This window comes from Streptomyces sp. NRRL S-646 (genome assembly GCF_000720765.1).
GTDB lineage: Bacteria > Actinomycetota > Actinomycetes > Streptomycetales > Streptomycetaceae > Streptomyces.
This window is the reverse complement of record NZ_JODC01000027.1, coordinates 1-12,059: the sequence shown is the minus strand read 5'-3', so window position 1 is coordinate 12,059 and position 12,059 is coordinate 1. Positions and strand designations below refer to the sequence as shown.

The window sequence follows — 12,059 nt, the reverse complement described above, 5'->3', positions numbered from 1 at the left end:
AAGGGGTGCCGCCCTTCGGCGTTCACGTGCAGAGGTCCGCGCCGACCTCAGTACGCGCTGTTGACGTTGTCGATCGAGCCGTACTTGTCGGCCGCGTAGTTGGCGGCGGCGGTGATGTTGGCGACCGGGTCGTAGATGTTCCAGGACGTGCCGTTGACGTGGTACGCGCTGAAGGTCGGCGGGATCACCTGCAGCAGGCCCTTCGACGGGATGCCGTTGATGGCGTTGATGTCCCAGTCGTTGATGGCGTTCGGGTTGCCCGAGGACTCCCGCATGATGTTGCGGTACAGGCCGTTGTAGCTGCCCGGTATGCCCTTCGACTGCATGATGTCGAGCGCGTTCCTGATCCAGCCGTCGAGGTTGTTCGCGTAGGTCTTGGCGACCGGCTTGATCGCGGCGCGCTGGGCGGACCGGCTCGCGGCCTCCTTCGCCTTGCGCGCGGCCTCGGCCTTCTTCTTGGCCGCGGCTGCGGCGGCCGCCTTCTTCGCTGCGGCCTCGGCTGCGGCCTTCTTCTTGGCCTTGGCCTCAGCCTTTGCCTTGATGGCCTCGGCCTTCAGGCTGGCACCGGCGAGCTGGTCGGTGACGCTGGCCTTGACGTCCTTGATCTGGTCGGAGCCGTACTCCACCTTGGCCGTCGAGACGGTGGCCTCGTTCGTGGTCGTCTCGGCGTTGCTGGGCACCGCGGAGAACGCGAGAGCGGCGGCACCGAGGGTGGCGACACCGGCCATCGCGACCTTCTGGTGACGGGTGAGCGAGCGACTGAGACGGCGAATGTTGGTGTTCTTGAGCATGGCAGACGGACCTCTTCGAATAGCGCGGAGGTCGCTCTACGTCCGGCGGGGGACACGGGTCCTTCCCGCACAAACGCCGCGGGGGGAACCCGCGGCGCTGAGCGACGACAGCCATTCTTAGCGGCCGCAAAATATCGTGGCAAAGGTGTGACGTACGATCCCCGGTAGTGGATCGGGTGAGGGCAAAAACGGACAGACTGGACCGTTCGCCCCGCTCATGAGGGGAGGGTCTGTCTCCTATCGCCCTTCGTACGTGATCTGCGCCCTATGCGCGGGCTCACATCGTCGCCGCAACGGTCTCACCATGAGTTGCTTGAGCAATGCACTGCGTGAGGAGCCTCCTACGGGAGGATGAGGTGGACGTCCCCGAACTCGTGCCACAGGTAGAGCCCGCGCAGCGCCTCCTCGTAGCTGCGGTCGATCGCGGCCCGCCCGGCGATCGCCTCCAGCATCAGCAGATGCGAGGCCTCCGGCTCGTGCAGCCCGGTCAGCAGCCCGTCCACCACCCGCACCCCGCGCTCCGGGGCGACCACGAGATCCGTCCACCCTTCACGCGCGCGTACGACGCCGTCCGGCCCCGCCGCCGACTCCACGGCCCGCACGGCCGTCGTCCCGACCGCGACCACCCGCCCGTCGCCCGCCTGCACGGCATTGATCAGCCGGGCCGACGCCTCCGGCACCGAGAACCGCTCCGGATACGGCGGCTCGTGCGCCTCCGCCGAGGCCACCCCCGTGTGCAGAGTGATCGGTGCGAACTGCACACCCCGGCTCACCAGCTCCGCCACCAGCCGAGCCGTGAAGGGCCGCGCCGCACTCGGCATCTCCGCACTGCCCGTCCCGTCGGCGGACGGCAGCGCGAACACCGTCTGGTACACGGACAGCGGCTGGTCCCGCTCCGTATAGGAGTAGCGAATGGGCCGCCCGTGCTCCCGCAGCAGCCCGAGTACCCCCGGCCCCGACACCCGCGCCCACCACAACCGGTCGCCGCGCGCGCTCAGCGGCTCCTCCAGAACCAGCCGCACGCCCCCGGGCAGCCGCACCTCCAAGCCCGCAGGTCCTCCCGCACGCGCGCGCGTGGCGCCTTGCCCGTCCGGATCCCTCAGCTCGACCGCCCACCGCCCGTCGTCCCCGCGCGTGGAGAAGTGCACCACCACGCGCGCGTGCCCGACCCGCCCGTCCACGGCAGCGGCCAGTGTGGGCGAGGTGTTCACCACGAGCAGATCCCCGGCCCGCAGCAGCCGCGGCAGCTCCATGAACGCATGGTGCGACACCTCACAGCCGCGCGACAGGAGCAGCCGCACGGCATCCCGGTCGAGCCCCGCCCCGCGCTGCTCGACCGGGATCCGGGCCGACAGTTCCTCCGGTACGTGCACCGCCACCCTCATCGCTGCCCCTCCAGCAGCGCCGGAGCCGCATACCGGCCGCTCACCGGACGCTCGTCCAGCAGCCGCAGGAACGCCGGCACCACACTCGCCGGTGTCGGCCGCGGATCACCGTCGTCCGGTACGGCCGCCGCATACAGGTCCGTGGCCATGTCCCCGGGGTCGACCGCCCAGACCCGCAGCGCGGGCTCCTCCTCGGCGAGCACCGCCGCGAGATGGTCGAGGGCCGCCTTCGAGGCGCCGTACCCGCCCCACGTCTCATAGGCCTCGGCGGCCGCGTCCGAGCTGACCGCGATCACCGTGCCGGCCTCGGACGCCCGCAGCAGCGGCAGCGCCTCCTGGACCAGGCCCAGCGCGGCCACCACGTTCACCTCCAGCGCCCGCCCGAACCCCTCAAGAGACAGCTCCTCCAGCCGTACGAGCGGCTCGGCGCCCAGCGCGCTCGCGTTGTTCACCAGCAGATCGATGCCGCCCAGCTTCCTTGCGGCCGCCACCAGCTCGGCCCGGTGACCGGCGGCCGTGACGTCCCCGGGCACGGCGGTCACGCGCGTGCCGTACGCGGACACGGCCCCCGCCGCCTCGCTGAGAACCCCCTCCGTCCTTGCGTCGAGCACCAGATCCCAGCCGCGCGCGGCCAGTGCCTCGGCGAGCGCCCGCCCCAGCCCCTTCGAAGCCCCCGTGATGATCGCTACCGGCATGACACGTCCCCTCGTCTCGCCCGCCCGTCGATCGGCGGTGACCTCAACGTAGGAACGGCCCCGCCCGCCCCGCCTCGGACGCGGGCCGCAAAAAGCCGGGGCCCTTCGGACTAGGCCGCCCGTCCGGGGCCCCGGACCTAGTCCGCCTGGCCTAGGCCCACCGGCGCAGGCAGCGCCGTCACAGGTCCGATCCGCGTTGTCACACCCCGCCGGTACCTTGAGGGCATGAGTCACGGCCCCCGGTCCGGCCTCACCGCGGTGAGTTCCGCGCTGCTGGCCATGAGCAGGCATCTCGAGGTGCGCGACGTCCTCAAGACGATCGTCGCCTCGGCCCGCGAGCTGCTCGACGCGCAGTACGCCGCCCTCGGCGTCCCCGACGATCACGGCGGCTTCGCCCAGTTCGTGGTCGACGGCGTGAGCGACGCGCAGTGGAAGGCCATCGGCCCGCTCCCGCGCCAGCACGGCATCCTCGCCGCGATGCTGCAGGAAGCGAAGATCGAGCGCCTCGCCGACGTCCGCAAGGACCCCCGCTTCGAAGGCTGGCCATCCGCCCACCCCGACATGTCCGACTTCCTGGGACTGCCCATCAGGGACGGCGACGAGGTCATCGGCGCGCTGTTCCTCGCAAACAAGCTGCGCCCTGTGGGGGGAAACCCCCCACACCCCCCGTGCCCAAAGACGGAAGGCAGCTGCGGCTTCACCGAAGAGGACGAGGACCTGCTCGCCATCCTCGCCCAGCACGCCGCGATCGCCCTCACCAACGCCCGCCTGTACGAGCGCAGCCGCGAGCTGACCATCGCCGAGGAGCGCTCGCGCCTCGCCCACGAGCTGCACGACGCGGTCAGCCAGAAGCTCTTCTCCCTGCGCCTGACCGCCCAGGCCGCCGCCGCCCTCGTCGACCGCGACCCGTCCCGCGCCAAGGGCGAGCTGCAGCAGGTGGCCGTGCTCGCCGCCGAGGCCGCCGACGAACTGCGCGCCGCCGTCGTGGAGCTGCGCCCCGCTGCCCTCGACGAGGACGGCCTGGTCGCCACCCTGCGTACCCACATCCAAGTCCTCGACCGCGCCCACAGCGCGCGTGTGACCTTCGACAGCCGCGGCGTGCGCGCCCTGCCCGCCGCCCAGGAGGAGGCCGTCCTGCGCGTCGCCCAGGAGGCCCTGCACAACGCCCTGCGGCACTCCGGGGCGCGGCACGTGGACGTGACCCTGACCCGGCACGACAGTGGGACCGTCCTCCGCGTCACGGACGACGGCAGCGGCTTCGACCCGAAGTCGATACGCCGCGCGGGACGCCACCTGGGCCTGGTGTCCATGCGTGACCGCGCCAGCGGGGTCGGCGGCGTGCTGACCGTGGAATCGGCGCCCGGAAAGGGCACCACGATCGAGATGGAGGTCCCCGGTGGCTGACGCAATCAAGGTGCTGCTCGTCGACGACCACCAGGTGGTCCGCCGTGGCCTGCGCACGTTCCTCGAAGTGCAGGACGACATCGAGGTCGTGGGCGAAGCGGCTGACGGCGCCGAAGGAGTCGCGCGCGCCGAGGAACTGCAGCCCGACGTCGTGCTGATGGACGTCAAGATGCCCGGCATGGACGGCGTTGAGGCCCTGCGCAAGCTCCGCGAGCTGAACAACTCCGCGCGCGTGCTGATCGTCACCAGCTTCACCGAACAGCGCACGGTGGTCCCGGCCCTGCGCGCGGGCGCCGCCGGATACGTCTACAAGGACGTGGACCCGGACGCCCTGGCCGGCGCGATCCGCTCCGTCCACGCCGGGCACATCCTGCTCCAGCCCGAGGTCGCCGGCGCCCTGCTGTCCCAGGAGGAGGCCAACTCGGGCCAGGGGCGGGGCGGTTCGCTCACGGAACGGGAGCGCGAGGTGCTGGGCCTGATAGCGGACGGCCGCTCGAACCGCGAGATCGCGCGCGCCCTCGTCCTGTCCGAGAAGACCGTGAAGACCCACGTCTCGAACATCCTGATGAAGCTCGATCTGGCGGACCGCACCCAGGCGGCGCTGTGGGCCGTCCGCCACGGCGTGACCGGCTGAAACACGCCGCGCGCCGGGACGCCGCGGCAATACGGAGGGTTCCGTTCCGGACTGAGATTCATACCGTCGTGGGAATGTCCCCCAGATGGCGCATCCTCCGCGGTTCTCCGCCGTTCTTCAGTGCGTGCTGCGGCGATTGCCGCGGCAACCGCTAGGGAGGGCTTGGAAAGTGAAGAACCTGAAGAAGGCAGCGGCTGTGACGATGGTGACCGGCGGTCTGCTCGCCGCTGGAGCCGGCATGGCCTCCGCCACCGGCGGCGCGCACGCCGACGGGACGGCCGTGGGCTCGCCCGGCATCGTCTCGGGCAACGTGGTCCAGGCCCCGGTGCACGTCCCGGTGAACGTCTCGGGCAACAGCGTGAACGTCGTCGGCGTGCTGAACCCCGCCTTCGGCAACCTGGCCGTCAACCACTGACGCAGCCCACACGGCATGCAGTGCCTCCGGCCTCCCGGGCATCCGGGAGGCCGGTCAGTTTTTTGACGGCAGTCGTTTTACGGCTCTTCGAGGGCGGTCGCCTTACGGCGCCGGTCGGCATATCTCAGCCCGTCCGGCGTTTGAGGACGAGGCCGTTCAGGCCGACACGGGGGCCTGGGGGCAGAGCCCCCAGACGCGACCACAACCGTCGGCCACAAAAACGCCGGCGCTCACCGCACCCCCCGCTCCCGCTCCTCCACAACGGAGTTGTACGCGGCGACCTGCGCCCGCCGAGCCGTCCGCTCCACCGGCCGCAGGGCCTCGGCCCGCGCCCCCATCTCGCCGGCACTCACGGCACCCCCCTGCCCGTTGCCGTAGGCGAGGGAAATCAGCAGCCCCACCCGCTGAGCCAGCTCCAGTACCCGCACCGCCCGCGGCGGATATCCCGGCGCCAGCACCTCCCGCCCCCGCTCGGCCCGCGCCCGGTACGCATCGATCGCCGCCTCCGCCACCGGCCCCGACCCGGCGACGTCCAGCCGCGACAGAACCTCCGTCGCATCCCGCAACGCCTCCGCCAGCTCCCGCTCGGCCTCCCCCAGCGAGGGCACATCGGCCGGCGGAGCCTCCCGCACCGGCAGGCAGTGCCACACGACCTCCACGTGCACATCGCCGTCGGGTCCGGCCTCGTACACCTCCGGCACCAACCCGAACGCGGCGCCATGACAGACCACCGCCTCCTCGGCGTCCATCGCCCGCGCATTGAACTCCGGCGGCCCGCTCAACCCCAGCGGATGCCCCGGCGCGGGCAGCGCGACCCGCAACCCCGTGGCGCCGAGCGCTCGCAGCCGGCCCAGCGCCAGCGTGAGCCCGACAGGCGCCGACTCGCCGGGCAGCCCCTCCATGCGATGCACGGCATCGTCCCCGACGATCGACAGCACAGCGTCGTCCGGCGAGACAAGTCCGGCCAAAAGGGCGTTTCCCCAAGCAGCAAAGCGTCCTGAACGCGGTTCCGAGAGCATGCCCCCACCCTAAGGACCGGACCGATGGAATGGGCCGGGCGGCCGGTGGCGTAGATTTCATCGAGGGCTGCGCCCGAAAGCGCGCACGCGACAGCCGAGACGCCGAGACCGGTCACACTGCAAGGGGAGACAACGCGCTCATGAGCGATGTTCTGGAGCTTCAGGACGTATCCGTGGTCCGGGAGGGCCGGGCTCTGGTGGACCAGGTCTCCTGGTCGGTCAAGGAAGGCGAACGCTGGGTCATCCTCGGCCCCAACGGCGCCGGCAAGACGACCCTCCTGAACGTCGCCTCCAGCTACCTCTTCCCCAGCAACGGCACCGCCACCATCCTCGGCGAGACCCTCGGCAAGGTCGACGTCTTCGAGCTGCGCCCCCGCATCGGCATGGCCGGCATCGCCATGGCCGACAAGCTCCCCAAGCGCCAGACCGTCCTGCAGACCGTCCTGACCGCCGCCTACGGCATGACCGCCGGCTGGCACGAGGACTACGAGGACATCGACGAGCAGCGCGCCCGCGCCTTCCTCGACCGCCTCGGCATGACCGAGTACGCGGACCGCAAGTTCGGCACCCTCTCCGAGGGCGAGCGCAAGCGCACCCTCATCGCCCGCGCCCTGATGACCGACCCCGAGCTCCTCCTCCTCGACGAGCCCGCAGCCGGCCTCGACCTCGGCGGCCGCGAGGACCTGGTCCGCCGCCTCGGCCGCCTCGCCCGCGACCCGATCGCCCCCTCGATGATCATGGTCACCCACCATGTCGAGGAGATCGCCCCCGGTTTCACCCACGTCCTGATGATCCGCCAGGGCAAGGTACTCGCCGCCGGCCCGCTGGAGCTCGAGCTCACCTCCCGCAACCTCTCCCTCTGCTTCGGCCTCCCGCTCGTCGTCGAACAGGTCGGCGACCGCTGGACCGCTCAGGGCCTGCCGCTGTCCTGACGGTGTGAAGCCCGCGCGAAAACACGGGTAAGAAGCCCGTCCCACCCACATCGCGCCCTGTCGGAGGCAGGACCCGCGGTCCTACCATGACCATGTGAACGACATCGACGCATGGGTGTGGTGGCTCGTCGGCGCGGCTGCGCTCGGAATCCCGCTCGTGGTGACCGCGATGCCGGAGTTCGGCATGCTCGCCGTGGGCGCCGTGGCCGCCGCCGTCATGGCCGGAGTGGGTTTCGGTTCCGTGGCCCAGGTGCTCGCCTTCGTCGTCGTCTCGGTCGCCCTCATCGCCGTCGTACGCCCCATCGCGGTCCGGCACAGCGCGCAGCGCCCCCAACTCGCCACGGGAGTCGAGGCGTTGAAGGGCAGGCAGGCTGTCGTGCTCGAGCGCGTCGACGGCTCCGGAGGCCGGATCAAGCTGGCCGGCGAGGTGTGGTCGGCGCGCTCGCTCGACGCCGGCAGCGCCTACGAGGTGGGGCAGGAAGTGGATGTCGTGGAGATCGAAGGAGCCACCGCGATCGTCATCTGACCTCGTAGGACTCAACTGAACCGAACAGCCCACGAGTTGTGCGACGGTCTGTCAGACTCGACCAGCAAGATCTTCAACAACCATAAGATCTTCCGAAAGCGCCGAGGCGGAGAAGGGTACGGGGAACGACGATGGAACCGGTCATCATCGTCCTGATCATTCTGGTGGTGTTGGTCTTCATCGCCCTGATCAGGACAATCCAAGTCATCCCACAGGCCAGCGCCGCCATCGTCGAGCGCTTCGGCCGCTACACGCGGACACTCAACGCGGGTCTCAACATCGTGGTCCCGTTCATCGACACGATCCGCAACCGCATCGACCTCCGCGAGCAGGTCGTGCCGTTCCCGCCGCAACCGGTGATCACCCAGGACAACCTGGTCGTCAACATCGACACGGTCATCTATTACCAGGTGACCGACGCCCGGGCCGCGACATACGAAGTCGCCAGCTACATCCAGGCGATCGAGCAGCTCACCGTCACCACGCTCCGCAACATCATCGGTGGCATGGACCTCGAGCGGACCCTGACATCCCGCGAGGAGATCAACGCGGCCCTGCGCGGCGTCCTCGACGAGGCCACCGGCAAGTGGGGCATCCGCGTCAACCGCGTCGAGCTCAAGGCCATCGAACCGCCCACCTCCATCCAGGACTCGATGGAGAAGCAGATGCGCGCCGACCGTGACAAGCGCGCCGCCATCCTCACCGCCGAAGGTACGCGCCAGGCCGCCATCCTCACCGCCGAAGGTGAGAAGCAGTCCCAGATCCTGCGCGCCGAAGGTGAGGCCAAGGCCGCCGCCCTGCGCGCCGAGGGCGAGGCCCAGGCGATCCGCACGGTCTTCGAGTCCATCCACGCCGGCGACCCCGACCAGAAGCTCCTCAGCTACCAGTACCTCCAGATGCTCCCGAAGATCGCCGAGGGCGACGCCAACAAGCTCTGGATCGTCCCCAGCGAAATCGGCGACGCCCTCAAGGGCCTCTCCGGCGCAATGGGCAACTTCAGCCCGTTCGGCGGCAATTCAGGCGGCGGAGGCTCGGAGAAGGCCCAGGAACGCCGAGAGAAGCCGTCAATCGACTGACGTCTCCTGTACGACACCGGGGCTCACCTCCGTCAGGAGGGGAGCCCCGGGTTCTGCGTACGGCCTAGGCGGCAGGCTGGGCCAGCCAGTCCGGCAGCGCCTCGAACTCCTCACTGCCCAGCGTCAGCAGCATCGCATCCTGCGGCGTCGGCTCGAACGGCTGCCGCAGCAGCGGCATACCCGCCTGCTCCGGAGTCCGGTCCGCCTTGCGGTGGTTGTCCTCCGCGCACGAGGCCACCGTATTCAGCCACGAGTCCTGACCACCCTGCGCCCGCGGCACCACATGGTCCACAGTGGTCGCCCGGCGGCCGCAGTACGCGCACCGGTGCCGGTCCCTGACCAGCACACCCCGCCTCGACCACGGAGCTTGTCTTCGGAACGGCACCCTGACGTACCGGCACAGCCGGATCACCCGGGGCACGGGTATGTCGACCGCGGCTCCACGCATGCGCAGCTCGGGGTGGGCCTGCTCGACAACGGCCTTGTCCTGCAGCACCAGAACGACGGCTCGATTCAAAGTCACCGTCGACAGCGGCTCAAAGCTCGCGTTCAGCACCAGCGTGTCCCGCATCCAGCCCACCTCCCATGCGCACCGGCCCACCCCCCTGGCGGGCGGGCTTGGATCAACTCTGGCCGGGCACGCCGAGATGGACAACGCAATAAAAACTGCCCGCCCCTGATCAATTCCAAGACCAGAGGCGGGCAAACGTTCCATGAACGTCAGTCTTCGGCGGGCACCTCGTACTCACCGATCAGCTGGGCACGCGCGATCGCGTGGAACCGCAGATTGAAACCGATGACGGCGGGAGAGGCATCGGAATCCGGGCCCAACTTCTCCTGGTCCACGGCGTACACCGTGAACACATACCGATGCGGCCCGTCCCCGGCCGGCGGAGCAGCCCCGCCGAAGTCCTTGCTCCCGTAGTCGTTGCGCACCTGCACGGCACCCTCGGGCAGCCCCTCGAACTTGCCGCTGCCCGCACCGGCCGGCAGCTCGGTCACCGAGGCCGGAATGTCGAACACGGTCCAGTGCCAGAACCCGCTGCCCGTAGGGGCGTCCGGGTCGTAGCAGGTCACGGCGAAACTCTTGGTCTCGGCAGGGAAGCCCTCCCACCGCAGCTGCGGCGAGGTGTTGCCGGCCGCATAGACCTGAGCGTCCCTGAGCGTGGCGCCCTCCTGGACATCCTCGCTCGTGACCGTGAACGACGGCACGGGCGGGTGGAAATCATGGGGGAGCGGCCGCCGCTTGAGCTCGGTCACCTCGGTACCTCCTGATCGAAGACGGAATCAGCAGTTCCGAGCCTAGAACCAGTTGCGCTTGCTGCCGACCTCGGACAGCCACTGGTTGAGGTATGCCGCCCAGTCGGTCCCGTGGAAGTCGTGCAGACCCACCTGGAACGACCGGAACGTGTCACTGCCCTCGCTGAACAGACCGGGCTTCTTGTCCATCTCCAGGATGACGTCCATGGCGTGCTCGTCGGCCACAAAGCTCAACTCGACCTGGTTCAGCCCGCGGTACTGGGACGGCGGGAAGAACTCGATCTCCTGGTAGAACGGCAGCTTCTGGCGCGTCCCCCGGATGTGCCCGCGCTCCATGTCCGCGTTCTTGAAGCGGAAGCCCAGCTGGATGAAGGCGTCCAGGATCGCCTTCTGTGCGGGCAGCGGGTGCACATTGATCGGGTCCAGATCGCCGGAGTCGATGGCCCGCGCGATCGCCAGCTCCGTGGTCACCCCGATGTTCATCCCACGCAGCGCCTGCCCGTCGATCATCGTGACCGGCGTCTCCCACGGGATCTCGAGCCCGAACGGCACCGCGTGCACGGCCCCGGCCTGCAGCTCGAAGGCGCCACCGAGCTGCACCTTGGTGAACTCGATGTTCTGCTTGTACTCCTCGTCGCCGCTCTCGACCTCGACCTTGGCCTGCAGCCCGACCGACAGGCCCTCGATGTCCTGGTTCACGGACCCGCCCTGGATCCGCACCTCACCCTGGACGACGCCGCCCGGAACGACGTTGACCTCGGTCAGCACCGTCTCGACCGAAGCCCCACCGGCCCCCAGGCTCGCGAGCAGCTTCTTGAACGCCATGTCTCTCCCTATACGTGTGGACCCTTGATCCCTACAAACGCGATCCGGGTACGGCCGGTTCCGCCCCACACCCTGGCAAGGAGAGGGAACCTTGACCACCCCTTGGTCTCCACCCGTCTGGACTAGGCTCGTGCCCCATGATCGCGCCACCGGACCGTACGCCACTGCCCAGGGAGTTCTTCGACCGCCCCGTCCTGGAAGTCGCCCCCGACCTCCTGGGCCGCATCCTCGTCCGTACGACACCGGACGGTCCGATCGCCCTGCGCCTCACAGAGGTCGAGGCCTACGACGGCCCGAACGACCCCGGCTCCCACGCCTATCGCGGCCGCACGGCCCGAAACGGCGTGATGTTCGGTCCGCCCGGGCACGTATACGTCTACTTCACCTACGGCATGTGGTTCTGCATGAACCTGGTGTGCGGCCCCGAAGGGAAGGCGAGCGCGGTCCTGCTCCGGGCCGGCGAGGTCGTCGAGGGCGCCGAGCTCGCCCGTAAACGTCGACTCTCGGCCCGAAACGACAAGGAACTGGCCAAAGGACCCGCACGCCTGGCGACAGCCCTGGACGTGGCCCGCGATCTTGACGGCACGGACGCGTGCGCCCCGGGCGACACCCCCTTGCGGATCCTGACGGGCACCGCCGTCGCCCCCGACCAGGTATGCAACGGCCCACGCACCGGTGTGGCAGGTGACGGAGGCGTGCATCCGTGGCGCTTCTGGATTGCCAACGACCCGACGGTGAGCCCTTATAGGGCCCACGTTCCGCGGCGCCGCTCAAGTTGACGCGCCCCTGGAAGGTGCGTAACGTAGCCCGAGCCGCTGAACCGGGTACGGCAATCGCCTGCAGCCGGAAGCGGCCAAACCACTACCTACGATCACCCCTCGGCGGGGTCGAATTCGGCGTGCCCGCATGCTCGAATTTGGACTCGCAGAACTCGATTATGAGTTTGTCGGGGGAATCGGTTAACGTAGTGAATGTCGAAAGGCCCCGCCGACAGGGAATCAGGCCCGAAAGGATCTGATAGAGTCGGAGCCGCCGGAAAGGGAAACGCGAAAGCGGGAACCTGGAAAGCACCGAGGAAATCGGATCGGGAAACGGTC

Annotated in this window: 14 protein-coding genes; 7 read left to right on the top strand and 7 right to left on the bottom strand. The window is 69.4% G+C overall.

Annotated elements, in window-relative coordinates:
* Positions 1–47: 47 nt before the first annotated feature.
* From IH68_RS0143600 to IH68_RS0143590, 3 genes are all read right to left on the bottom strand, one after another.
* Entirely contained in the window at positions 48–791 is a 744-nt protein-coding gene (locus tag IH68_RS0143600) for a transglycosylase SLT domain-containing protein (protein WP_030947824.1), read from the bottom strand.
* Between the two features lie 341 nt (positions 792–1,132).
* On the bottom strand, positions 1,133–2,176 hold the full coding sequence (locus tag IH68_RS0143595) for an S-adenosylmethionine:tRNA ribosyltransferase-isomerase (protein WP_030947821.1): 1,044 nt from the start codon (positions 2,174–2,176) through the stop codon (positions 1,133–1,135).
* Positions 2,173–2,871, bottom strand: a complete 699-nt coding sequence (locus IH68_RS0143590) for an SDR family NAD(P)-dependent oxidoreductase (protein WP_030947818.1) — start codon at positions 2,869–2,871, stop codon at positions 2,173–2,175. The genes IH68_RS0143595 and IH68_RS0143590 overlap by 4 nt, the downstream gene beginning before the upstream one ends.
* Positions 2,872–3,096: 225 nt before the next feature.
* Between IH68_RS0143590 and IH68_RS0143585 the strand changes: the two genes are divergently transcribed.
* The 3 genes from IH68_RS0143585 (at position 3,097) to IH68_RS0143575 (ending at position 5,324) form a co-directional block, all read left to right on the top strand.
* Positions 3,097–4,275 (top strand): GAF domain-containing sensor histidine kinase, encoded by a 1,179-nt coding sequence (locus tag IH68_RS0143585; protein WP_030947814.1) that lies wholly within the window; start codon positions 3,097–3,099, stop codon positions 4,273–4,275.
* Positions 4,268–4,909, top strand: coding sequence for a response regulator (locus IH68_RS0143580; RefSeq protein WP_030947812.1), 642 nt, complete (start codon positions 4,268–4,270; stop codon positions 4,907–4,909). The genes IH68_RS0143585 and IH68_RS0143580 overlap by 8 nt, the downstream gene beginning before the upstream one ends.
* Before the next feature lie 169 nt (positions 4,910–5,078).
* A complete protein-coding gene (locus tag IH68_RS0143575) occupies positions 5,079–5,324 on the top strand; it encodes a chaplin (protein ID WP_030947810.1) in 246 nt (81 codons plus the stop codon).
* A 230-nt stretch (positions 5,325–5,554) separates the two neighbouring features.
* Here the strand turns inward: IH68_RS0143575 and IH68_RS0143570 are convergent, their stop codons facing one another.
* Positions 5,555–6,343 carry a hypothetical protein gene (locus IH68_RS0143570; protein ID WP_078912881.1) on the bottom strand — a complete coding sequence of 263 codons (789 nt, stop codon included), beginning with the start codon at positions 6,341–6,343 and terminating at the stop codon, positions 5,555–5,557.
* Positions 6,344–6,483: 140 nt separating this feature from the next.
* Between IH68_RS0143570 and IH68_RS0143565 the strand changes: the two genes are divergently transcribed.
* The 3 genes from IH68_RS0143565 to IH68_RS0143555 all read left to right on the top strand — a co-directional run bounded on the left by IH68_RS0143565 (position 6,484) and on the right by IH68_RS0143555 (position 8,877).
* Positions 6,484–7,275 (top strand): ABC transporter ATP-binding protein, encoded by a 792-nt coding sequence (locus IH68_RS0143565; RefSeq protein WP_030947805.1) that lies wholly within the window; start codon positions 6,484–6,486, stop codon positions 7,273–7,275.
* Between the two features lie 94 nt (positions 7,276–7,369).
* On the top strand, positions 7,370–7,801 hold the full coding sequence (locus IH68_RS0143560) for an NfeD family protein (protein WP_030947802.1): 432 nt from the start codon (positions 7,370–7,372) through the stop codon (positions 7,799–7,801).
* Between the two features lie 131 nt (positions 7,802–7,932).
* Positions 7,933–8,877, top strand: a complete 945-nt coding sequence (locus IH68_RS0143555) for an SPFH domain-containing protein (RefSeq protein WP_030947801.1) — start codon at positions 7,933–7,935, stop codon at positions 8,875–8,877.
* 64 nt (positions 8,878–8,941) lie between these two features.
* Here the strand turns inward: IH68_RS0143555 and IH68_RS0143550 are convergent, their stop codons facing one another.
* The 3 genes from IH68_RS0143550 to IH68_RS0143540 all read right to left on the bottom strand — a co-directional run bounded on the left by IH68_RS0143550 (position 8,942) and on the right by IH68_RS0143540 (position 10,962).
* Entirely contained in the window at positions 8,942–9,448 is a 507-nt protein-coding gene (locus tag IH68_RS0143550; RefSeq protein WP_030947799.1) for an HNH endonuclease, read from the bottom strand.
* Between the two features lie 149 nt (positions 9,449–9,597).
* Complete coding sequence (locus tag IH68_RS0143545) at positions 9,598–10,137, bottom strand: YbhB/YbcL family Raf kinase inhibitor-like protein (protein WP_030947797.1); 540 nt, start codon at positions 10,135–10,137, stop codon at positions 9,598–9,600.
* A 42-nt stretch (positions 10,138–10,179) separates the two neighbouring features.
* Entirely contained in the window at positions 10,180–10,962 is a 783-nt protein-coding gene (locus tag IH68_RS0143540) for a sporulation protein (protein WP_030947796.1), read from the bottom strand.
* Positions 10,963–11,099: 137 nt separating this feature from the next.
* Between IH68_RS0143540 and IH68_RS0143535 the strand changes: the two genes are divergently transcribed.
* The gene (locus IH68_RS0143535; protein ID WP_030947795.1) at positions 11,100–11,741 is read left to right on the top strand and encodes a DNA-3-methyladenine glycosylase; all 642 of its coding nucleotides are present in this window, start codon (positions 11,100–11,102) and stop codon (positions 11,739–11,741) included.
* Positions 11,742–12,059 lie beyond the last annotated feature (318 nt).

What these genes read in the sequence shown, in the direction of transcription:
- IH68_RS0143600 (WP_030947824.1), bottom strand. Translation starts at nt 791, where the DNA reads ATGCTCAAGAACACCAACATTCGCCGTCTCAGTCGCTCGCTCACCCGT.
- IH68_RS0143595 (WP_030947821.1), bottom strand. Translation starts at nt 2,176, where the DNA reads ATGAGGGTGGCGGTGCACGTACCGGAGGAACTGTCGGCCCGGATCCCG.
- IH68_RS0143590 (WP_030947818.1), bottom strand. Translation starts at nt 2,871, where the DNA reads ATGCCGGTAGCGATCATCACGGGGGCTTCGAAGGGGCTGGGGCGGGCG.
- IH68_RS0143585 (WP_030947814.1), top strand. Translation starts at nt 3,097, where the DNA reads ATGAGTCACGGCCCCCGGTCCGGCCTCACCGCGGTGAGTTCCGCGCTG.
- IH68_RS0143570 (WP_078912881.1), bottom strand. Translation starts at nt 6,343, where the DNA reads ATGCTCTCGGAACCGCGTTCAGGACGCTTTGCTGCTTGGGGAAACGCC.
- IH68_RS0143565 (WP_030947805.1), top strand. Translation starts at nt 6,484, where the DNA reads ATGAGCGATGTTCTGGAGCTTCAGGACGTATCCGTGGTCCGGGAGGGC.
- IH68_RS0143555 (WP_030947801.1), top strand. Translation starts at nt 7,933, where the DNA reads ATGGAACCGGTCATCATCGTCCTGATCATTCTGGTGGTGTTGGTCTTC.
- IH68_RS0143550 (WP_030947799.1), bottom strand. Translation starts at nt 9,448, where the DNA reads ATGCGGGACACGCTGGTGCTGAACGCGAGCTTTGAGCCGCTGTCGACG.
- IH68_RS0143540 (WP_030947796.1), bottom strand. Translation starts at nt 10,962, where the DNA reads ATGGCGTTCAAGAAGCTGCTCGCGAGCCTGGGGGCCGGTGGGGCTTCG.
- IH68_RS0143535 (WP_030947795.1), top strand. Translation starts at nt 11,100, where the DNA reads ATGATCGCGCCACCGGACCGTACGCCACTGCCCAGGGAGTTCTTCGAC.